Source organism: Pseudidiomarina salinarum, assembly GCF_000753715.1.
Classification (GTDB): Bacteria; Pseudomonadota; Gammaproteobacteria; order Enterobacterales; family Alteromonadaceae; genus Pseudidiomarina; species Pseudidiomarina salinarum.
This window is the reverse complement of the sequence record NZ_JPER01000001.1, coordinates 373,910-394,855: the sequence shown is the minus strand read 5'-3', so window position 1 is coordinate 394,855 and position 20,946 is coordinate 373,910. Positions and strand designations below refer to the sequence as shown.

Below are 20,946 nucleotides of genomic sequence, written 5' to 3'. Positions count from 1 at the left end.
TGACTAGTCGTCATCGCTTTCGTTGTGCATTTCCAGGTTCGCGTCTTCGCTACTGGCATCCCCTGAACGGGCGATGTCATTGCGCGCCGCATCCAGCCGATCCAGATAGCTCTGATCGATATCGCCGGTGATGTATTCACCGCTGAATACCGAGGTTTCAAAACGCTGGATTGAAGGATTCTCTTCCCGCACGGCGGCAATCAAGTCATCCAGTTCCTGATAAATCAGGCCATCAGCCTTGATTAACGCATTGATTTCGTCCGCTTCACGACCATGTCCAATCAACTCATTGGCGCTTGGCATATCAATACCGTACACATTCGGGAACCGGATTTCCGGGGCCGCTGAGGCAAAGTAAACTTTCTTGGCACCGGCTTCGCGGGCCATCTCAATAATTTGCTCTGAGGTGGTGCCGCGAACAATCGAATCATCGACCAGCAGCACGTTCTTACCCCGGAACTCAGCACCAATCGCGTTCAGCTTACGCCGCACGGATTTCCGGCGCTGGGTCTGGCCAGGCATAATAAAGGTACGGCCAATGTAGCGGTTTTTCACAAACCCCTGACGATACGGAAGATTCAGCACGTTCGCCATTTCCAGCGCGATGTCGCAACTGGTCTCAGGGATCGGGATCACCACGTCGATGTCCAGATGGGCGTAGTCACGCTTAATTTTTTCGCCCAGCTTGCGGCCCATATTCACGCGTGACGCATACACCGAAATCTTATCGATAAAGGAGTCTGGCCGGGCGAAATAGACGTATTCAAAAATGCAGGGGCAATGCTGGGGATTATCGGCGCACTGACGTGAAAACAGCTCACCGTCTTCAGAAATATAAATGGCTTCGCCCGGCTCGATATCGCGGATATATTTAAAGCCGGTACCGTCAATCGCCACGCTTTCCGAGGCCACAATATACTCATTACCTTTAGCGGTTTCGCGTTGCCCCAGCACCAGCGGCCGGATACCCCAGGGGTCCCGGAATGCCAGCATGCCGTGGCCGATAATCATCGCGACCACCGCATAGGCGCCGCGAATTTTACGATGCACCCGGCTTACTGTGGCAAATACGTCATCCGCCGACAGACTCAGACTATTTTGCTGGTAGAGTTCGTGCGCCAGAATGTTCAGCAGAATCTCTGAATCGGAAGTGGTATTGATGTGGCGCCGCGCTGAATCAAACAAGCGTTCGTGCAGTTCCGCTGCGTTGGTCAGATTGCCGTTGTGCGACAAGGCTATACCAAACGGCGAGTTGACGTAAAACGGCTGGGCTTCAGCTGAACTGGAGCTTCCGGCAGTCGGATAACGCACATGGCCGATGCCGACATGGCCAGCTAAACGATGCATATGCCGGGTATGAAATACATCACGCACCAAACCGTTGGCTTTACGCAAACGCAGCGTGTTGTTATGAACTGTCATGATGCCAGCGGCATCTTGTCCCCGATGCTGTAACATCGTCAGGCTATCGTACAACGCCTGATTAACTGGATCCTTACCGACTATACCTACAATGCCACACATGCCTGAACAACCTCGTTACACTTGTTTAGGAAGAAAACTTGACGTTTGCTCCAGATACTCAAAAAACCACTGAATAAAAATACCGAAATGCGGGATCAGCGTAGAGTTCACCCACCAGTCGCTGCTTGCCAGCGCGGTAAATGAATCCATAAAGAATAATAATGCGCTGACGATCAATACGCCGCGTAATGCGCCGAATACGCCACCGAGCACACGATCAGTGCCAGTCAGCCCGGTTTTATCAACCAGTTGCCCCAGCACATAGTTCACCACCGCACCCACAATCAGGGTGGCGATAAATAGTGCCAGAATAGCGGCCGCGTTACGGACCATGGGATCATCAAGACGGGTAAACCAGGCAGCCAGGTCTTCATAATAGAAACTGGCGATCAGAAAAGCCGCAATCCAGACTGCCAGCGACATGGCTTCACGCACAAAACCGCGCGTCAGACTGACCAGCGTAGAGAACGCGATCACAATCAAAATAGCATAATCAACCCAGACCATAATGGGATTCCTAAGGCAGATTCAGAACGCGCGAAGTGTAGCAGAAATGACGATGGAATACGCTACTTTTTAATCGTCGTTTTGATCGCCATCAGGGGGTAAAACGGATAATCCGGCCTTCGGCGCCGACCAGTTTATTCAGCTCCGGTAACTGGCGTTCCAGCTCTTCCTGAGTGAGGGCGGGGCCAACCATGAGTTTAGTGAGATCGTCGCCATTAATACTGACTTGTTCCCGATAGGCGCGATAGCCACGCTGCCGCAGTCTTTCAATTAAGGTATCTACCGACTGCTGATTGCGGAACACGCCCAGCTGTATAACCCAACCGGCATCTTTAAGTGAGGTACCGGCGGGCGCGGCGGGCTCGTTCGCATCACCACTAGCATCGGAATCCAGCGCCGGTGCGTCATCAGCGGTTACCTGGAGATCGCTGTCCGCGTCATCACTCTGCTGCGTCAGCTTGTTATCTTCAGCGATCGTTTTCACCGGGATTTCAGCGACCTCAACCTGTGGCTGCAAGGGTATGGTTTCAAACTCTTCCTGGTTCTGAACCTGCTTGCCGTCCAGGAGTTCCGGTAAAATGATCACCGCCAGCGCGATTAGAATGACGCTTCCCACCAGTCGGTTCTGTAATTGCGATGCCATCTTATTGCTCCGTGCCGATTTTACCGACAGTGTAAAACGAGCCGCACACCAATACCAGAGGCCCGTTCGTGGTGCCCTCAGAAGTTGCCGCCAGCGCTTGCTGGCAGGCCGCCTCATAGGCGTCTGTTACTGTACCAAATTCCTGACTGGCAGCCGTTGCGTCTGCGCTGAGCGCCTGCTTTAATTCGCCGGCACGGGCCCCGCGTGGCTCGTGTAAATCAGCAAAATACCAGCGGCTTACAACACCAGCCAGTTCCGCCAGCGTGCCGGCAATATCTTTATCATTCAGCATGCCAACTACGGCGTACACAGGCCGGTACGGAAAGCGTGCCAGCAGGTAACTGGCCAGGTATTTTGCTGCATGAGGATTATGCGCCACATCGAGCAGCGTAGCGGGTTCGCCCGGTAACAACTGCAGACGGCCAGGCTCCCGGGCGCGACTCAGCCCCTCATCAATAGCCTCGCGACTTACCGGCAGGGATAACTGTGTCAGGGCCGCCAGCGCCGTTGCAGCATTTGGCAGGGGCAGTTGTGGCAACGGTAACGCGTTCATCTGCTGATTCTGGTCGCGCCAGAACCAGTCGCCGGCTTCGTTCATCCCATAATCAAATTCAAACCCCACCCGCTGCAGTTCAATACCGCGCTGCTGCAGTTCAGTACGCACCGGTTCAGGGAAGTCCGGTTCGCCGCACACCGAGGGTCTGCCAGAGCGGAAAATGCCTGCTTTTTCGCGGGCAATACCGGTGCGATCCGGGCCAAGAAAACCAATATGATCGATACCCACGCTGGTGAGTACGCCAACATCGGCATCGAGGATATTGACCGCGTCCAGCCGTCCGCCCAGCCCTACTTCAAGTATCCAGACATCCAGCTGCTGCTGTTTCAGCAACCAGAAGGCAGCCAGGGTGCCAAATTCAAAGTAAGTCAGGGATACATCGCCCCGCGCCGCCTCAATTGCCGCAAACGCGGCGACATGACGTTCAGCTGAAAGCTCCTCGCCCCCAACCCGTACCCGTTCCTGGTAGCGCTGCAGGTGGGGTGAGATATACACCCCGGTGCGATAGCCATCAGCACGCAAAATGGTCTCCAGATAACGCACGGTCGAGCCTTTGCCATTGGTACCAGCCACGGTAATCACTTTGGCATCCGTTGCCGTCAGCTGCAGCCGTTCGGCCACCAGTCTGATGCGATCCAGGCCGAGTTCGATAGGTTTGTGGTGAAGGTGTTCAAGATAGTCCAGCCAGGCATCAAGCCCGGCTGACTGGTCAGGAGGAGTAACCGCTGCGCCCATTAAAATTCATCAGCAAGTGCATTGTGATGTTGAAACTTCGCCAGCAATGCTGCAATCCGGTTACGTAACTGGCGGCGGTCGATGATCATATCGATAGCACCATGATCGACCAGAAACTCGGCGCGCTGGAAGCCTTCCGGCAAGGTTTCCCGAACCGTCTGTTCGATAACCCGGGGGCCGGCAAAGCCAATCAGCGCTTCAGGCTCGGCAATATTTACGTCACCGAGCATTGCCAGGCTGGCAGAAACGCCACCCATAGTAGGATCTGTCATTACCGAAATATAAGGGATGCCTTCTTCGCTCATCCGTGCCAGCGCCGCTGAGGTTTTTGCCATCTGCATCAGTGACATCAGTGCTTCCTGCATCCGCGCACCGCCTGAGGCTGAAAAACAAACCAGCGGGCAGCGCTCGCGCAGGCATTCTTCCACAGCCTTCACAAAACGGGCACCGACAACTGACGCCATCGAGCCACCCATAAACTCAAATTCAAACGCGGCAACCACAATGGGCATGCCTTTGAGCTTGCCCTTTTGCACCACCAGCGCATCTTTCTCGCCAGTGGCTTTCTGTGCTGCGGCCAGCCGATCTTTATACTTTTTCGAATCCCGGAATTTCAGGATATCTTTCGGCTCAAGTTCGGCACCAAGTTCGGTCGCTGAACCTGTGTCGAGAAAACTATCAAGCCGGCGCCGGGCAGGCAGGCGCATATGATGATCACATTTAGGGCATACGCCTAAGCTGCGTTCCAGATCCGCACCATACAGAATGGCATCGCAACTGGTGCATTTTGACCAGACCCCTTCGGGAATATTGCGACGTTTACCGCTCTTGGGTTTTGCAAGAATTCGCTCAATCCAGCTCATAAAATCTCATTAAGTTGATAGTTGATTGCAGCTATTTCAGCCTGAACATACCTTATATTAAAGCATATTAGCCCAACTGAAGGGAGTAAAAAGTGGTCTTAACTGTCGTCAGCCAGGGCAGCGTCCGGTAACCAGAGGGGGCCCGGTGGCATTAGCGGGATACCAAATGGCTCCGGATAATACACCTGCACCAGGTATAGCCCCTGTGCTTTTGCCGTTGCCGCGGCCAGATTACGGTCACGGCCGGCGAGTAGTTCGGCGGGCCAGGCGACGGGTCGCTCGCCCTTACCAACTTCCAGCAAACTGCCGACGATGTTGCGTACCATATGATGTAAAAAGGCGTTGGCGGTAATATCCACCACCAGGTAATCGCCGTAGCGGCTCACTTTGAGTTCGGTTACGCAGCGGTTCGGTGAATGCGACTGGCATTGCGCCGCGCGAAACGCGCTGAAGTCATGCTCGCCCAGCAACGCCTGCGCCGCCTGGTGCATTTTATCCGCGGCGAGCGGCTGGTGATAATGGCTAACGCCCCGCGATAAAATGGCCGGTCGCAAGCGGGTATTGCAGATAATATAACGGTAACGGCGGGCTGTTGCGCTAAAGCGGGCACTGAAGTCATCACTGACCTGCCGGGCCCAGCGTACGCCGACGCTATCCGGCAGGTTACTGTTAACACCCATGGTCCAGGCCGGCGTATTGCGTTCTTCAGTGGTATCAAAATGCACCACCTGCCCGGTCGCATGCACACCAGCATCCGTGCGGCCGGCGCAGGTCACTTCAATAGGCTGATTAGCAACTTTGCTAAGAGCCCGTTCAAGCACTTCCTGCACACAGACAACTTCACGCTGTCGCTGCCACCCGTAAAAACTACTGCCATCATACTCAATGCCGAGCGCTATGCGCGTACTACTCATCGACCTGCCTGACCGTCCAGTTGCTGCAATAGTTGCTGGGCTTCACGCTGCGCTTCTTCATCGTCGGCGTCGACAATCTTAACCAGCAAGTCGCGCGCATCATCCAGCTCACCCATATCGATATACGCCTGGGCTAAATCCAGCATCGCCGCCGGCGATTTACTGTCATCACCGGTGCGATCGGCCTGACTTTCATCATCACCCTGTTCATCACTGTCGATGTCCCCCAGGGCATCGCTCACGCGTTGCGGATTATAAGGATCTTCGTCATCCTCTTCCGCTTCACTGGCTTGTGCTTCATCAATAAGCTCATCAATAGAGACATAGCGGCTGCCTGCTTCTGGCGCGTCCTCATCTTCGAGCTTCAGGCCGCCAAACGAATCCAGACCGGCCAGATCCTCATCCAGCGAGGTTTCCTTTTTAGGCTCAGGTTCTTCTTTCTCCGGGGCTTCGGTTTCAGGCTCTGGTTCTTCTTCAGGCTCTGGCTCTTCTTCAGGTTCTTCTTCAGGCTCTGGTTCAACTTCTGGTTCCGTTTCCAGTTCAACTTCCGCCGCGGCCTCAGTATCAATCTCCGGCTCAATCTGCGTTTCGGCCTCAGCATCAAGCTCGAAATCGCTTTCCAGGTCGGCCAGCAGTTGTTCATCAATATCGCTTGCCGGCACATTCTCATCATCCGCCTTAAGCTGATGCTCGCCCCGCGCTTCAATTTCCGCTACAGCTTCAGCTTCGTCTTCTTGTGGTAGTTCTTTAGCGTCCACTTCAGGCTCACGGCGTTCCTCAACTTCTGCCAGCGAGTCAGCGTCGGTCTCAGTTTCCTCAACTGCCAGCTCTGCCGCTGCGCCCGGGCTTTGCTCTTCTGATTTGCTGCCGGCACGGTCGCGGGCGGCCGCTTCAACAGCGCCATTGTATGGTCCCGGCGTCTCACGGTTAAGCCGCCGCACGTAGAGCAAGTACCAGATGATTACTGCCAGTAACAAAGGCACCATCACAGCGAGTAACAACTGGAAAGGCTGTAACAGCCAGTCGATGAAATCACCGCTGGCAGATTGCTTCTTAGCTGGCGTAACGACTTCTTCAGCGACCGGAGCCGACACCGGTTCAGTAATAGCTTCGGTGGTCACTTCTGCGACCGGTTCAGCCTGCCCGTCCGCCTGGTCAGCTATCCGCTCTTCAGTGGCTTCCACTTCCGGATAATCGTTCTGTATTTCATCGGCCAGCTCAGCGATTTCGCGATCCATGGCGCGATCTTCGTCAACCTGAGCTTTAAGCTGTGCCAGTTCAGTAGTCACCTGTTCCAGCCGGTCTTGCAGGCTGGCATTTTGCGTCTGCAGTGATTCAATCAGATTGATCGAATCGGCTAACTGATCCCGTAACGCCCGTAATTCACCAATATCAAACTGCACCACCTGTGGGTCAGCAGCAGGTTCCGGCGCCGGGTCCGCAACGGGGCTGACGGGTTCGTCTGGCAACGCGGTTGCCGGTTCTTCTGCCGTGGTATCGGCAGCAGCCACCGGGCTACCGGGAATGGTCAGGAAGTAGCCATTCATCATGCGATCAGGCTGGTTATTAATAAAGGCCCGCGGGTTCGCCGCTACGATAGCGTCCATCATCTGATAGACCGTCATATCGCGCTGTCGGCCATAATAGGAAGCGATACTCCACAGGGTATCCGATGACACTATGGGGCCAAAGCGGTCCAGCTGCCAGCGCGAGGCCACTTGCCCCTGCAGCGTAAAGAGCGCACCCGCGCCGGTGGCGCTGGCCTGAGAATATCCGGCCATGCCGCTGCTTGTTGCCAATACAACGCCGATCAATGCTGCTTTTATTATCCTTGTCATGATCCTGCTTCCATAGTGCATGGCCCTGAAATGTAAGTTTATATATAGTCTTTTATCAGATGTTCAGCAATTTGCACACTGTTGGTGGCAGCGCCTTTACGAACATTATCACTGACAACCCACAGGTTCAGCCCCTGGGCGTGAGAAATATCGTTGCGTACCCGGCCCACAAAAACTTCATCGCGACCGGCCGCATTACCAACCTGCGTCGGAAAATCATCGTTATTCTCCAGCAGCACCACACCCGGCGCATTACGCAGCAACTCTTTTGCCTGCTCGGCCGCAATCGGCTGCTGGGTTTCAATATGCAGTGCCTCGGCGTGACCAAAAAACACCGGCACCCGCACCGCCGTCGCATTCACCCGGATGTTGCTGTCACCGAAGATCTTCTGAGTCTCCCAGAACATCTTCATTTCTTCTTTGGTGTAATCGTTATCTAAAAACACATCAATCTGGGGAATACAGTTAAAGGCAATCTGCCGCGAGAAGGTTTCCACTTCTACCGGACGCCCGTTCAGTAATGATGCGGTCTGGTGCGCCAGCTCATCAATGGCTTCCTTACCGGCTCCTGATACCGACTGGTAAGTTGCCACGTTAATCCGGTCAATACCAACGGCATCGTAAATCGGTTTAAGCGCCACCAGCATCTGAATGGTAGAGCAGTTGGGATTGGCGATAATGTTACGGTTGCGGAAGTCGGCCAGCGCGTGCGCGTTTACTTCCGGCACCACCAGCGGGATATCGTCTTCATAACGAAATTCCGAGGTATTGTCGATGACCACGCAGCCAGCCTCAGCTGCTCGTGGCGCGTAAATCCGCGAGATCGATCCACCCGCCGAGAAAAAACCTAACTCCACCTGGCTCCAGTCGAACTTCTCAGCATCCTGCACAACCACATCTTCGCCGCGGAACTTCACCGTGCCGCCGGCTGACCGGCTGCTGGCCAGAGGAAACAGCTCGCCAACCGGAAACTCACGTTTTTCCAGCAGTTCGATCATATGCTGGCCCACCAGGCCGGTAGCGCCCAGAACCGCGACATTAAAAGCTCGTGACATCTTTACTCCTCAGATTCAATTGGTGCAGACGTTGCTGCCAGAAAGGCTCATTGACCCATTGCCCGCCACTGACCAGGCCGCTGCTTAATTCGGCGCGGGGCTGATAGTTACGCCGCAGTGCGTCAAACGCTGCTGGCGTCGGCGGTGCCGCCCGTAGTTGGCGATCATCCTCTCGTATATCATAAATGGCCAGTACCCAGGATGCCAGTGTTTGCCAGTCCGGCGCTGCCAGCGACTGCAATTCACGATCACCGCTGACCCGGGGCCAGCGGCTTAATAATTCGGTTAGCGACGGTAATTGATCAGGCCAGCCCAGATGCGCCGCCAGTTTCGCGCAAAGCTGCCGGGTCCCGCCCAGTTTTCCAGCCAGACTGTGACCGGCAATATGTGGCGTCGCAAGTTCAATACAGGGTAGCAGATCTACAGCTATCTGTGGCTCATCTTCCCACACATCCAAAACCCAACGCAGCGATTGCTGCCGCTGCAACGCGCGTGCCACTGCCTGTTGGGCCACCACGGGTCCGCGGCTGGCATTGATAATCAGGGTGTCAGCAGCGAGCGCCTGTACGGCGCTATCATCCAGCAGATGGCGGGTTGCGTAAGGCCCACTCGTGGTTAGCGGCACATGACAGGAAATCACCGCTGAATTCAGCACCCGCTGCCAGTTACCGTGAACCGGCACCTGATTCGCGCCGCTTTCCACCAGCGGCGGATCATAATAATGCACCTGCAAGCCTAAGCCTTGCAGACGTTGTCCGGCGGCACGACCAGTATGACCGGCACCGATAATGGCGGCTTCGCCGGCCAGGAATTGCCCCCGGCGCAATGATGCTGCCGCCACCGCGCTCGCCACATAATCACCAACGGCGTTCGCGTTCACCCCGGGGGTATGCGTAAAAACCACACCCGCAGCGTCCAGAGCCGCCTGATCCACATGTTCGGTGCCAATGGTACCGCTGCCAACCCAGCGCAACCGCGGGGCTTGCTGCAGTAAATCAGCATCAACCCGGGTAACCGAACGAATCAGCAGCGCCTCCGCCGTGGCCAGTTGCGCCGCGGATGGCTGACGCGTGCTGTACAGCTCAACCTCCGCCGGGTAACCGGCAGCACGGCATAATTGGTCACAGAGTTCAGCGACCAGCGGTAAGTTCGCGTCGGCGAGTATATGCATAGTGTCTGAAATAGCGTCCGCAATAATGTCAGAGAGTGGTAAACAGATGAATTGAGCATACAAAAAGGTGCGCAATTGCGCACCTTTTTTATTAACAAATTATCGTAAAATCAACGACTATTCGTATTTACGCATCACCAGCGTCGCGTTGGTGCCGCCAAAGCCGAAACTGTTCGACATGACGGTGGTCAGCTTGGCTTCCTTCGTCGACGTAACGATGTTCATACCTTTAGCTGCCGGATCCAGGTTATCCACGTTAATAGAAGGAGCAATAAAGTTGTGCTCCAGCATCAGCAGTGAATAAATGGCTTCATGAACACCCGCCGCGCCCAGGGCATGGCCGGTCATCGACTTGGTCGAGCTCATCATTGGCGGATTGTCGCCAAATACGATATTAACCGCTTCAAGCTCTTTGGCATCCCCTACCGGGGTGCTGGTTCCGTGGGTATTGAGATAATCAATCGGCCCATCAACGGTTTCCATCGCCATCTGCATACAACGCACCGCGCCTTCACCAGACGGCGCAACCATGTCGTAACCATCTGAAGTCGCGCCGTAACCGACGATTTCACCGTAGATTTTGGCACCACGCGCCAGTGCTGTTTCCAGTTCTTCAATAACCAGAATGCCACCGCCGCCAGCAGGTACAAAGCCATCGCGATCCACATCATAGGTGCGCGAAGCCCGCTCCGGGGTATCGTTATACTTGGTGCTTAGCGCACCCATGGCATCAAATTCCATGCCCAGCGTCCAGTGTAGCTCTTCACCACCACCGGCAAATACGCGATCCTGCTTACCAAACTGAATCAATTCCATCGCATGGCCAATACAATGCGCTGAGGTCGCGCAGGCCGAGCTGATCGAATAGTTAACGCCTTTAATCTGGAACGGCGTGGCCAGACAGGCCGAAGTAGTAGAAGCCATGCAGCGCGGCACCATGTAAGGACCTACCCGCTTCACGCCTTTTTCCCGCAGCAAGTCAGCGGCTGCTACCTGATGTTCGCCGGAAGCGCCACCAGAGCCAACCACCAGACCGGTGCGCGGGTTAGATACTTCCGCGTCATTCAGACCAGCGTCTTCGATGGCCTGTGCCATTGCCATATAAGCATAGGCCGCAGAGTCGCCCATAAAGCGCAGTGCTTTGCGGTCGATGTGATCTGCCGGGTTGGTGCGTACCGGTCCCCAGACCTGGCACCGCAGCCCCATATCGGCAAATTCCTGAGAAAACTCGATACCCGAGCGCCCGTTCTGGAGCGACTCCAATACCTCTTGTTTGTTCACGCCGATACTCGACACAATGCCAAGTCCGGTAATCACTACTCTTCTCATGCTGATTTCCTGTCTTGCTGAGCGCCCGACTATGGTAGCCCACTTCCGTTAAAAAGTGGTCTGCTTTCCGCATTTTTTAACAAAATATTGTTACACTAGCGTGTAATTAACCTTCTTGTTTCGCAAACCCAATAGTCAAAGCGAGTTAAATGACGTGGCTAACCCTACTCCTGCGCAAGTTACCTTCAATGAATTTGGTTTGCCGGTATCAACTGCTTTTGATGATATCTATTTTACCAATGAAGATGGGTTAGCCGAAAGCCAATACGTATTCCTTCAGCATAACGATCTCCCCGGGCGCTGGCAAACGCATCCACGGGCGCGCTTCGTGATTGCTGAAAGCGGTTTTGGCACCGGCCTGAATTTACTGGCCACCTGGAAGCTACTATTGCAGCAGGCACCAGCATCGCTCCAGCTGCATTTTATTTCGTTTGAAAAATATCCGCTGCAACCCGCTGATCTGGCCCGGGCGCTGCGCCATTTTGCTGAGCTGAAACCGCTGGCCGACGAGCTGCTGGCGGTGTATCCGCCCGCTGAAGCTGGCTGTCACCGGTGTCTGCTGGCCGATGGCCGCATCACCCTGGATCTCTGGTTTGGTGATATTCACGAGCAACTGCCACAGTGGCTGCCTGGCGCACAAAGTCAGGTCGATGCCTGGTTTCTGGACGGCTTCGCCCCGGATAAAAATCCACAGATGTGGCAACCCGGGCTGTATCAGGCCATGGCCAGCAGCGCCGCTCCCGGCAGCACCTTTGCTACCTTCACTGCCGCCGGTGCGGTGCGTCGTGGGCTGCAACAGGCTGGTTACCATGTCAGTAAGTTACCGGGCTTTGGCCGCAAACGCGAGATGCTTGCTGGCCACTGGCCTACGGATGAACAGCAATTAAGTCCCCCGCCCGCTGACGAATCTGTGCTGATCATCGGCGGCGGCATTGCCGCAGCCACTATGGCGCACGCCTTAAAGCGCCGCCACTGGAAGGTTAAAGTAATCACCACAGACGTTGCCGACGGTGCCTCGGGCAACCCCCAGGGCGCGGTTTATCCACTGCTGCACGCCGAACTCAGTCCGCTGAGTGAATTTTATCTGAGCGCCTTCAGCTATGCCGCTCAGTTTTATCAGCGTTATTGTCCGCAGTCCTGGCATCCGACGGGTGTCTTACAGTTAGCCTACACCGGGGAGCGCGCGCAACGGGCGGCTAAAATTGCCGGTACTGACGATGCGCTTTATAGCGGCGCTACCGTGCGTTGGCTCAGCCCTGAGCAAACCCAGGCCTACTGGCACCAACTACCGGCTTGTCCGGCGCTGTTCTACCCGGCGGCAGGCTGGTTATCACCGGCTGCCATCGTCCGCCAGCTATTTGACGGCATTGAAATTGAAACAGGACTGAGCTTAAAGGGAATTGAAAAGCTGCCCGATGCGCGCTGGCGACTGCGCTTTGCCGATGGCACTGAGCAAACCGCCCGGCACGTGATCCTGGCGCTGGGCGCGGGCCTGAGCGCGATACTTGAGCCCTTTGGTATCAGCCTGCAGAATGTCCGCGGCCAGGTGACCCGGGTCGCCGCTACGGCGGCCAGCGAATCCTGCCCGGCGGTGATTTGTTATAAGGGGTATTTCACTCCGGTCGCCGATGGTCAGCATTGTGTGGGTGCCACTTATGCCCGGCAGTTCAGCGCCAGCGAAGCCCACCAGAACCGCGAGCGCGATGAACATGAAAACCTTGCCACCCTGCAGGATAACCTGCAACAGGACTGGACCAGCGAACTGAGCGCGACCGCGAACCGCACGTCGCTGCGCAATACCACCCGCGACCATATGCCGTTGGCCGGCACCCTTGATACCGGTCTGATGGTATTCGGCGGGCTGGGATCCCGGGGCTTTACCAGCGCGCCATTGCTGGCCGAACTGCTGGCGGCCGAGCTGCTGGCGGCCGAACCACTGCCACTGGCGGCCGACCTGCGCCGGCGTCTGGCACCGGCGCGGTTACAGACTAAGCCCGCTTAGCTGACCGCTTCGAGCTGACGCATCATTGCCTGGATATGCGCCTGATCCGCTGGCGCCAGCTCATGGCGGGTCTGCTCTACAGCACTGTAGAGCGCTGGCATGACTGCAGCCGGCTGCCTGTTCTGCTGCAGTTCCAGCTGCGCCACCACTAAATCAAAATGCCCGCGCAAATAGCCGCTGGCAAATAACTCGTCGTCGGTACCCTCTACCACCGCCTGGTCAAAGACCTGCTCAAGGCGTGCGACAAACTGATCAAACTCAAGCTGTGCAGACATCACTAAAAGACCCTTTCCTGCTCCGGTAATTTGGCCGCGCAGCATACCATAAGCGTGCCGGTTTCTGGTACACTACAGCTAACATTCACTCTGGTTAGCGTTATGACAAAACCAATCGGATTATTTTACGGCTCAACCACCTGCTATACCGAAATTGCCGCCGAAAAAATTCAGGCGCAGTTCCCGCCAGGTGCTGTCGAACTCTTTAATATCAAAGACGTGCCGCTGGCCGACAGCGAGCAGTTTGACGTGGTGATTTTTGGCCTGTCGACCTGGGATTTCGGGGAAATTCAGGAAGACTGGGAAAGCCGCTGGGACGAAATCAGCCAACTGAACCTGCAGGGTAAGATAGTAGCGCTCTTTGGTATGGGTGATCAGGTCGGCTATACCGACTGGTTCCAGGATGCCCTCGGCATGCTGCATGACGAACTGGCCGCCGGCGCCAATACCGCAGGTTGCACCCGTATTGGATTCTGGCCAAATCAGGGCTACGATTTTATGGCCTCCAAGGCGCTGACCGCCGATGGCGAATTCTTCGTCGGCCTGGCGCTGGATGAAGACAGCCAGTATGAGTTAAGCGATGAACGCATCAGCCAGTGGTGCGCCCAGTTGCAGCAAGAGTTGAGCGAGCTCGGCTAAGCCTTCAGCTGTAGCCGTTGCACCCAGCGGCCGGCGATGTCGGCCTGTTCATAAGCAGCGTAGCGAACTGCCGGCGAATGCCCCCACACCGGCCCCGGCCAGGCCGGATCCTGATCATGGCGCAACAGCAGATGCACGTGCAGTTGCTTAACCACATTGCCAAGCGCCCCCACATTCAGTTTGTCACCCCGTCCGGTTTTTTTGAGTACCCCGGCAACCTGCTGCACTTCGCCAGCCAACTGCTGTTGCTGTGCTGGTGATAAATCCAGAAACTCCACCGTATCAGCCACCGCCGGCACCAGGATCAGCCAGTCGTAACGGGCATCATCAAACAACAGCACCTCACACAATTGCAGCCGGCCAAGATAAATGGTGTCATTTACCAGCCGGTGATCCAGGCGGAAGGCTTCGCGATTGCTATTGCCTGTGTTACTTTCTGCCTCAGATTTGCTATAACCGCTGTTTGTCATTTGAACTCCTGTTACCAAAATAACGATGGATAAAACCTACATGAGAGCATTCATTGCAATCCTGCTGGTGGCCACTCTGAGCTGGACTCAGAGCACAGCCGCCGCGACCACAAGCCCGGCTCCGCTGGCGGAATTTACCGCTGACATGACTACCCATCAGGGCTTTTTTACCTTTTACCATGCCCCGGCGCAGGGCAATTACTACCTGCAGATCCCGCGCCAGAGCACGCCCTTTATTTTTCAGACCAGCCTGCCCTGGGGCTTAGGCTCCAACGACATCGGTCTGGATCGCGGTCAGCTTGGCGCCACCCGGCTGGCCAGCTTCCACATTGAAGGTAATAAAGTCTTGTTGCAACAGCACAACACCTATTACCGCGCCACCAGCGACAACCCGGCCGAGCGTGCCAGTGTCAGTGAAGCTTTCGCGGGCTCGGTGATTGCAGGTTTTGCCGTTGTGGCTGCCGACGATCAGCATGTACTGGTGGATTATACGCCCTTTCTGCTCAGCGATACCCACGGCGTAATCGAGCGCCTGCAACAAACTGAGCAGGGCAGTTACCGCCTCGCCGCCGACCGCTCGGTGATCTACCCGGCGCGCAGCAAAGCCTTTCCGGACAATACCGAACTGGAAGCAAAAATCACCTTCAGCGGTGAAGCTAAAGGTCAGTATGTACGCAGTGTAGCCGCTGATCCAGATCATCTGACCATGCATCTGCACCATTCCTTTATCCGGCTGCCTGATGATGGCTATCAGCCCCGCACGTTTCACCCGAACAGCGGCTTCTGGGCCGAGAATCATATGGATTATGCCGCCCCGCTGGGCGAGCCCATGCTGGTGCAATATATCCCCCGGCACCGGCTGCAGAAACAAGATCCCGACGCGGCTGTCAGTAAACCGGTAAAACCTATCATTTATTACCTTGACCCGGGCGTACCTGAGCCTGTGCGCAGCGCGCTGCTCGACGGCGGCCGCTGGTGGGATCAGGCGTTTCAGGCAATCGGCTATGAAGATGCCTTTCAGGTGCGTGAACTGCCCGCTGATGCGGATCCTATGGACGTGCGTTATAACGTGATCCAGTGGGTACACCGCTCTACCCGCGGCTGGTCATACGGCGCTTCGATTACCGATCCCCGCACCGGCGAAATCATCAAAGGCCATGTTACCTTAGGTTCATTGCGGGTTCGTCAGGACATGCTCATCGCCCAGGGTTTGCTGGCCCCTTTTGCCCGGCAGCTGGATGCCAACACGCGGCAGCAGCTCATGCAACAGGTCGAGGATATGGCGCTGGCGCGGATCCGTCAGCTGTCCGCCCATGAAATCGGCCATACGCTTGGTATCGCCCATAACTTTGCGGCCAGCGCCCGTGACCGTGCGTCAGTGATGGATTATCCCCATCCCCTGGTCAGCCTGGCGACCGATCATGACGGCCTGACCCTGGCTGAAGCCTATACCAATGAACTGGGCCTATGGGACAAGCAAGTTATCGCCTACGGCTACGGTGAGGCATCACCGGCAACCATCATCGAGCGCAATAAGCAGCTTGGCCTGGGGTTTATCTCGGATCGCGACGCCCGGGCTGCCGGTGGCGCCCATCCGGATGCGCATTTATGGGACAGCGGCAGTGATGCGGTGACGGAACTGGAACGGGTGCTGGCAGTGCGGCGCACGGCCCTGCAGCGCTTTGGGCTGGATAACCTGCCGGCAGGCGTACCGCTAAGCCGCCTGCATCAGGTACTGGTGCCTATGTATCTGCTCCACCGCTATCAGGTTGAAGCGGCAGTGAAGATGCTGGCTGGCGTGCATTACGACTATTACGTTACCGGTGAGGACACGCCCGATTATCGCCCGGTAAATGCCCAGCAGCAGCGCCGCGCCTTACAGCAACTCAGCCAGACCCTTAGCGCTGAGCAGCTGGCCCTGCCGGACACCATTAAAGCACTACTGGTGCCCACCGCTTATGGCGAGCCAGCCAGCCGCGAAACCTTCAGCGGTCTGACCGGCTTAATCCCGGATCCGGATTCAATGGCGGCCAGTGCCGCGCGCTTTACCCTTGAACTCATGTTGCATCCTGAGCGCCTGGAGCGCTTGCAGCAGCAACAACAGCAGGATGAAACCATTCCGGATGTCCGCCAGCTGCTAAGCGCCGTTGAACAACAGGCGATCGCACCGGCCTATCAGCCAGCGGCCAGTAGTCTTGAACAACGGCTGGCGTTTGAAGCGCTGACAGCTATTGCCGGCAGCTACCTGAATGCGCAACTGAGCAGCACGGCTAAAGCGCCGCTTCACGCGTTTTTACAGCAACAGCAGCAGTTGTGGGAAGGCGCTGCCGCCAGTGACCACCGGCAATTTGCGCTGGCGGCGCTGACGCAGCTGTTCAGCGAGCAGAGCTGGCCGGTTAAACCCGCACCAGCCCTGCCGCCGGGATCACCCATTTGATCAGTCGTTCAGCTGACCAAAGAATGAATCAGGCAGCCAACGCGGACGCTCGTCCGTGTTGGCGATTTGCTGGCCTATGGCGAAGTTGATATTGGTAAATACCACCCCGGCATCGTAGTTAATTGGCAAGTCCGGGCTGTCACTGGGGCGGTGATAGTGTTTTTCAAAAAACTCGCCCCAGATCTCCGCGCCGTTTTTATCGTCATCTTTTGCGGTAAAACCCGTCATCAGAAACACCGCCGGCACGCCCTTTTTCACAAAGGCATAATGATCCGAGCGGGTGAATATGGCCTGCTCAGGCATAGGGTCAGCGCTTAATTTAATGTCAAACTTACCAGCCGCGTCGGCTACGGTATCGCCCAGCGTCGAGTGGGTTGAACCAAAAGCCACTACATCAGCAAAATCATACAACAACACCGGCATATCCAGGTTCACGTTCGCGACGATCTGATTAATCGGTACCGTTGGATGGTGGGCATAATAATCGGCGCCCAGCAGCCCGCGCTCTTCCGCAGTTACCGCCAGAAACAGAATCGACCGTTTCGGAGCCTGCGCTGATTCGGCAAACATCCGCGCGGTCTCCAGCATCACCGCGACGCCCGAAGCATTATCCATAGCGCCGTTATTAATGTGGTCATCCTGACTCATATCCTTAGTGATCCCGATATGGTCGGAATGCGCCGTATAGAGCACATATTCGTTTTTCAGCTCAGCGTCGGTACCCGGCAGAATCGCCGCCACATTCGGGCTGGAAATCGCTTCATGCACCGACTCTTTGGCCAGCGTCACACTGGCGTTCAGCGCAAAACCACGCGGGCTCTCGCCGTTTTCTGTTTGTAACAATAACGCCGTCAGGTCAACCGGCGCCTGGCGAAACAGGTTCTCGGCCGCTTTGGTATCCACCGACCCCAGATTGGTAAAGCCCTTATACTTCTGATTCGGCTCCCCTTCGGCGTTCAGCCACACCACATTCGGTGCCCGCTGATAGAGGGCCGAAACTTTAAAGGGCCGCACTTTTTCGCGCGCCGGGGTATGTATGCTGAGCATGCCGACCGCACCGCGCTCGGCCGCAAATTTCGCTTTATTCCGGTTCAGGTGCGCGCCTTCTTCGCTGGGCAAAGATTCCGGCCGGCCAGCCAGGGTCACCACAATTTTCCCGCTGACATCCAGACCATCATAATCGTTGATATCAAAGGCATCAGAAATCAGCCCGTAGCCCACAAATACCATCGGGGCGCTAATATTGACCTGCTCATGGTAAGCACTCGGCGCCGTCAGGAATTCCTTCGGATAATCCAGCTCGACCACTTCATCGCCGTAGCTGATGGCTAACCGGGCGGTATTTTCCTTGAGCGTGCTACTGCGAAAACTGATGCGCTGAAAGTAACTGCCATTATCACCAGCGGGCTCCAGGCCCAGCTGCTTAAATTCACTGGCGATATATTTTGAGGCGATTTCGTGCCCGCGGCTACCGGTATCCCGGCCACGTAACTCATCACTGGCAAGAAACTCAAGATGGCCACGCAGCGCATTGGCCTCTGCACTCAGCGGCGGATTTTCGTCGCTCTGGGCAGCACCACCACAGCCAGACAGCGCAGTAATGATAAGCGAAAAGCTAATAACTGAAGGTAAACGCATAGTATCTGATGTCCGTTCTTATCGTTTTGATTGCCCGCTAGTCTATCCAACCCGGTCGCGGCAAACCAGCTTTTCGTCGCAATCGGCACTTCAATCGGCCGGCGCAGGCTTGCCAGCTTTAATTGCTGGTGATATTGTTATATTATAACATTACATAAGCCGTACTTAACTGAAACTGGAGTTGTCAGATGTTTCGTAAGACCCCTATCGCCATCCTTATTGCCGGCATACTGCCGAGCGTTGCCATGAGTGCTCCCGATGAACAGGAGCAACAGCATGAACACCAGGATACCGAGGTGATCACCATCACCGCGACGCCACTTACCCGTACCCAACTTAACTCGGCCCAGCCAGTCAGCGTTGTGGCCGGCGATGAGTTGCGTGAGCAGCAGGCCCACACCCTGGGCGAGACCCTGCAGAATGAGCCTGGCATCAGCGCCACCAACTTTGCCGGCGTTGCCAGCAGCCCGATTATCCGTGGCCTCGATGGCCCACGGGTGAAGATCACCCAGAATGGTCTGGACACCGGTGACGTCTCGCGCGGCAGTCCGGATCATGCGGTAACCACTGAAACATCCGTTGCCCAGCAAATTGAAATCCTGCGCGGCCCGGCAACCCTGCTCTATGGTAGCGGCGCCATCGGCGGCGTAGTCAACGTCGTCGATCAGCGCGTTCCCAGTGAATTCGTGGGCGGCAGCCAGGGCTTTTACGGCGTTAATGCGGATACCGCAAGTGACTTGCGCGATGCCAGCGCTGGCTTCACCGCCGATCATGAGCAGACGGTCTGGCACGCTGACGGCTTTATCCGTCGCAGTGATGATTACAGTGTTCCCCGCTTCACCAACGATGAAGGCGAAACCGCGACCGCAGTTGAAAACAGCTTTATCGATGCCCAGGGCGCGAATGTCGGCGTCAGTTATATGTTCGACCAGGGTTACCTCGGTGCCTCCTACGGTCGTCTGGAGCAAGAATATGGCATTCCCGGGCATGGCCATGGTGAAGAAGAAGAGCATGACGAAGAGGAAGCCCACGAAGAAGAGGCTGGCCCTTTCGCCAATCTGACGCAAAACCGCATCCAGATGCACGGCGGCTGGATAGCGCCGTATCAGGGCATTGAAAAACTCGAGCTGCGCTACGGTTTTACCGACTATCAGCACCAGGAAATTGAAGACAATATTGCGGCTACGACCTTCACCAACGAACAACATGAACTCCGGCTCACCGCCACCCACGCCCCCCTGGCCGGCTGGAAAGGTGCTTTCGGTTACCACCTGTTCGACCAGCAGCAAAATGCTGTGGGCGAAGAGGCGTATACCCCGGGCTCTGACGCTATCCGTCATGGTCTGTTCTGGTTAGTCGAGCAGCAGTTCGGTGCCTTTAACTGGCAGGCCGGCGCCCGCTATGAGCGCGTTGATATCGAAGCCCCGACGCTGACCGATATCCGTTATGCCGAACTGGACTTCGAGCCGGTCTCGGGCTCAGTGGGCTTTACCTGGCAATTCGCCCGCGATCTTCAGTTTGCGGTCAACTTCAGCCACGCGCAGCGCGCGCCGGCGGCCAACGAACTGTTTTCCAATGGTGAGCATCTGGCTACCCAAACCTACGAACTGGGTCTGGTTTATGAAGCCCATGAAGAAGGTGACCATGAATACCATATCGAGTCAGCTCAACAGCTGCCGGCAGTAGAGAAGTCCAATAACCTGGATATCGGCTTCCATATCGAGCAGCCCGGTTATCACATGGACTTCACGGTATTCTACAACCGTATTAATGACTATGTGTTCAGTGAGTTTACCGGTATTAACAGCGAAGACTTGCACCAGGAAGGGGATGACGAGGCCGAAGGTGGTCATGATCACGCCGAAGGCCTGCCGGTTATCGCCTTTACCCAGCGCGACGTCGAATTGTTCGGCTATGAGCTGAGCGGCGCCTGGCAGTTCAAACCGAACTGGGAAGTGACCGGCTTCAGCGATTACATTCGCGGCCGCGCCACTGATGGCGCCGGCGATCTGCCACGCATCCCGTCGCAGCGGATCGGCACCTCATTACGCTACAACCTGGGTAACTGGGAAGCCAAAGCCGGCTATATCTGGCATGCCAAACAAACCGACGTCGCGATCAATGAAACGCCGACCGATGGGTATGGCCTGCTGAGTGCGCAGGTGAACTTCTTCCCGCAAGCCTTTGCGGCACAGAATCTCAGCATTTACCTGAAGGCCGATAATCTGACCGATGAACTGGCATTCCCGCATACCTCATTCCTGAAAGAGGACGCACCACTGCGCGGCCGTAACTTCGGTATTGGTATACGCGGCGAATTTTAGCGCATTAGTCGCGCGCTTGGTCGCAG

The 20,946-nt window shown here is 56.1% G+C and carries 17 protein-coding genes; 4 read left to right on the top strand and 13 right to left on the bottom strand.

The genetic code is table 11. The features are described 5' to 3' along the window. Positions 1-3: 3 nt before the first annotated feature. The 10 genes from purF to fabB all read right to left on the bottom strand — a co-directional run bounded on the left by purF (position 4) and on the right by fabB (position 11,135). Complete coding sequence (gene purF / locus IDSA_RS01800) at positions 4-1,524, bottom strand: amidophosphoribosyltransferase (protein WP_034773799.1); 1,521 nt, start codon at positions 1,522-1,524, stop codon at positions 4-6. Between the two features lie 15 nt (positions 1,525-1,539). Next, on the bottom strand, positions 1,540-2,031 hold the full coding sequence (locus IDSA_RS01795; RefSeq protein ID WP_034773798.1) for a CvpA family protein: 492 nt from the start codon (positions 2,029-2,031) through the stop codon (positions 1,540-1,542). Between the two features lie 91 nt (positions 2,032-2,122). Next, positions 2,123-2,674, bottom strand: a complete 552-nt coding sequence (locus IDSA_RS01790) for an SPOR domain-containing protein (RefSeq protein WP_034773797.1) — start codon at positions 2,672-2,674, stop codon at positions 2,123-2,125. A gap of 1 nt (position 2,675) precedes the next feature. Beyond that, positions 2,676-3,965: a bifunctional tetrahydrofolate synthase/dihydrofolate synthase gene (gene folC / locus IDSA_RS01785; protein ID WP_034773796.1), complete on the bottom strand. Its 1,290-nt coding sequence runs from the start codon at positions 3,963-3,965 to the stop codon at positions 2,676-2,678. Further along, positions 3,965-4,828, bottom strand: a complete 864-nt coding sequence (gene accD / locus IDSA_RS01780) for an acetyl-CoA carboxylase, carboxyltransferase subunit beta (RefSeq protein WP_034773795.1) — start codon at positions 4,826-4,828, stop codon at positions 3,965-3,967. The genes folC and accD overlap by 1 nt, the downstream gene beginning before the upstream one ends. 98 nt (positions 4,829-4,926) lie before the next feature. Further along, a complete protein-coding gene (truA, locus tag IDSA_RS01775; protein WP_034773794.1) occupies positions 4,927-5,742 on the bottom strand; it encodes a tRNA pseudouridine(38-40) synthase TruA in 816 nt (271 codons plus the stop codon). Continuing rightward, a complete protein-coding gene (locus tag IDSA_RS01770; protein WP_198024028.1) occupies positions 5,739-7,580 on the bottom strand; it encodes a FimV/HubP family polar landmark protein in 1,842 nt (613 codons plus the stop codon). The genes truA and IDSA_RS01770 overlap by 4 nt, the downstream gene beginning before the upstream one ends. Before the next feature lie 38 nt (positions 7,581-7,618). Beyond that, positions 7,619-8,635 carry an aspartate-semialdehyde dehydrogenase gene (locus IDSA_RS01765; RefSeq protein WP_034773792.1) on the bottom strand — a complete coding sequence of 339 codons (1,017 nt, stop codon included), beginning with the start codon at positions 8,633-8,635 and terminating at the stop codon, positions 7,619-7,621. After that, positions 8,619-9,806 carry a 4-phosphoerythronate dehydrogenase gene (locus IDSA_RS01760; RefSeq protein WP_126760542.1) on the bottom strand — a complete coding sequence of 396 codons (1,188 nt, stop codon included), beginning with the start codon at positions 9,804-9,806 and terminating at the stop codon, positions 8,619-8,621. The genes IDSA_RS01765 and IDSA_RS01760 overlap by 17 nt, the downstream gene beginning before the upstream one ends. A gap of 117 nt (positions 9,807-9,923) precedes the next feature. Next, positions 9,924-11,135, bottom strand: a complete 1,212-nt coding sequence (gene fabB, locus IDSA_RS01755; protein ID WP_034773791.1) for a beta-ketoacyl-ACP synthase I — start codon at positions 11,133-11,135, stop codon at positions 9,924-9,926. Positions 11,136-11,289: 154 nt separating this feature from the next. On the opposite strand from fabB, the gene mnmC reads away from it, so the two are divergent. After that, the gene (mnmC, locus tag IDSA_RS01750; RefSeq protein ID WP_034773790.1) at positions 11,290-13,137 is read left to right on the top strand and encodes a bifunctional tRNA (5-methylaminomethyl-2-thiouridine)(34)-methyltransferase MnmC2/FAD-dependent 5-carboxymethylaminomethyl-2-thiouridine(34) oxidoreductase MnmC1; all 1,848 of its coding nucleotides are present in this window, start codon (positions 11,290-11,292) and stop codon (positions 13,135-13,137) included. Here the strand turns inward: mnmC and IDSA_RS01745 are convergent. Then, on the bottom strand, positions 13,134-13,412 hold the full coding sequence (locus IDSA_RS01745) for a YfcL family protein (RefSeq protein ID WP_034773789.1): 279 nt from the start codon (positions 13,410-13,412) through the stop codon (positions 13,134-13,136). The genes mnmC and IDSA_RS01745 overlap by 4 nt on opposite strands. A gap of 102 nt (positions 13,413-13,514) precedes the next feature. Between IDSA_RS01745 and fldB the strand changes: the two genes are divergently transcribed. After that, entirely contained in the window at positions 13,515-14,051 is a 537-nt protein-coding gene (gene fldB, locus IDSA_RS01740) for a flavodoxin FldB (protein WP_034773788.1), read from the top strand. Here the strand turns inward: fldB and IDSA_RS01735 are convergent. Then, the gene (locus IDSA_RS01735) at positions 14,048-14,521 is read right to left on the bottom strand and encodes an HIT domain-containing protein (protein ID WP_084694009.1); all 474 of its coding nucleotides are present in this window, start codon (positions 14,519-14,521) and stop codon (positions 14,048-14,050) included. The genes fldB and IDSA_RS01735 overlap by 4 nt on opposite strands. Positions 14,522-14,561: 40 nt before the next feature. Here IDSA_RS01735 and IDSA_RS01730 point away from each other — a divergent pair, with 40 nt between their 5' ends. Further along, complete coding sequence (locus IDSA_RS01730; protein ID WP_034773787.1) at positions 14,562-16,958, top strand: zinc-dependent metalloprotease; 2,397 nt, start codon at positions 14,562-14,564, stop codon at positions 16,956-16,958. On the opposite strand, the gene IDSA_RS01725 is transcribed toward IDSA_RS01730, so the two are convergent. Then, positions 16,959-18,596, bottom strand: coding sequence for a M28 family metallopeptidase (locus IDSA_RS01725; protein WP_034773786.1), 1,638 nt, complete (start codon positions 18,594-18,596; stop codon positions 16,959-16,961). Between the two features lie 188 nt (positions 18,597-18,784). Between IDSA_RS01725 and IDSA_RS01720 the strand changes: the two genes are divergently transcribed. Beyond that, entirely contained in the window at positions 18,785-20,920 is a 2,136-nt protein-coding gene (locus IDSA_RS01720) for a TonB-dependent receptor (protein ID WP_051986001.1), read from the top strand. Positions 20,921-20,946: the final 26 nt, after the last annotated feature.

What these genes read in the sequence shown, in the direction of transcription:
- IDSA_RS01730 (WP_034773787.1), top strand. Translation starts at nt 14,562, where the DNA reads ATGAGAGCATTCATTGCAATCCTGCTGGTGGCCACTCTGAGCTGGACT.
- IDSA_RS01795 (WP_034773798.1), bottom strand. Translation starts at nt 2,031, where the DNA reads ATGGTCTGGGTTGATTATGCTATTTTGATTGTGATCGCGTTCTCTACG.
- fldB (WP_034773788.1), top strand. Translation starts at nt 13,515, where the DNA reads ATGACAAAACCAATCGGATTATTTTACGGCTCAACCACCTGCTATACC.
- IDSA_RS01770 (WP_198024028.1), bottom strand. Translation starts at nt 7,580, where the DNA reads ATGACAAGGATAATAAAAGCAGCATTGATCGGCGTTGTATTGGCAACA.
- truA (WP_034773794.1), bottom strand. Translation starts at nt 5,742, where the DNA reads ATGAGTAGTACGCGCATAGCGCTCGGCATTGAGTATGATGGCAGTAGT.
- folC (WP_034773796.1), bottom strand. Translation starts at nt 3,965, where the DNA reads ATGGGCGCAGCGGTTACTCCTCCTGACCAGTCAGCCGGGCTTGATGCC.
- purF (WP_034773799.1), bottom strand. Translation starts at nt 1,524, where the DNA reads ATGTGTGGCATTGTAGGTATAGTCGGTAAGGATCCAGTTAATCAGGCG.
- accD (WP_034773795.1), bottom strand. Translation starts at nt 4,828, where the DNA reads ATGAGCTGGATTGAGCGAATTCTTGCAAAACCCAAGAGCGGTAAACGT.
- IDSA_RS01745 (WP_034773789.1), bottom strand. Translation starts at nt 13,412, where the DNA reads ATGTCTGCACAGCTTGAGTTTGATCAGTTTGTCGCACGCCTTGAGCAG.
- IDSA_RS01760 (WP_126760542.1), bottom strand. Translation starts at nt 9,806, where the DNA reads ATGCATATACTCGCCGACGCGAACTTACCGCTGGTCGCTGAACTCTGT.
- IDSA_RS01735 (WP_084694009.1), bottom strand. Translation starts at nt 14,521, where the DNA reads ATGACAAACAGCGGTTATAGCAAATCTGAGGCAGAAAGTAACACAGGC.
- IDSA_RS01720 (WP_051986001.1), top strand. Translation starts at nt 18,785, where the DNA reads ATGTTTCGTAAGACCCCTATCGCCATCCTTATTGCCGGCATACTGCCG.
- IDSA_RS01790 (WP_034773797.1), bottom strand. Translation starts at nt 2,674, where the DNA reads ATGGCATCGCAATTACAGAACCGACTGGTGGGAAGCGTCATTCTAATC.
- IDSA_RS01765 (WP_034773792.1), bottom strand. Translation starts at nt 8,635, where the DNA reads ATGTCACGAGCTTTTAATGTCGCGGTTCTGGGCGCTACCGGCCTGGTG.
- fabB (WP_034773791.1), bottom strand. Translation starts at nt 11,135, where the DNA reads ATGAGAAGAGTAGTGATTACCGGACTTGGCATTGTGTCGAGTATCGGC.
- IDSA_RS01725 (WP_034773786.1), bottom strand. Translation starts at nt 18,596, where the DNA reads ATGCGTTTACCTTCAGTTATTAGCTTTTCGCTTATCATTACTGCGCTG.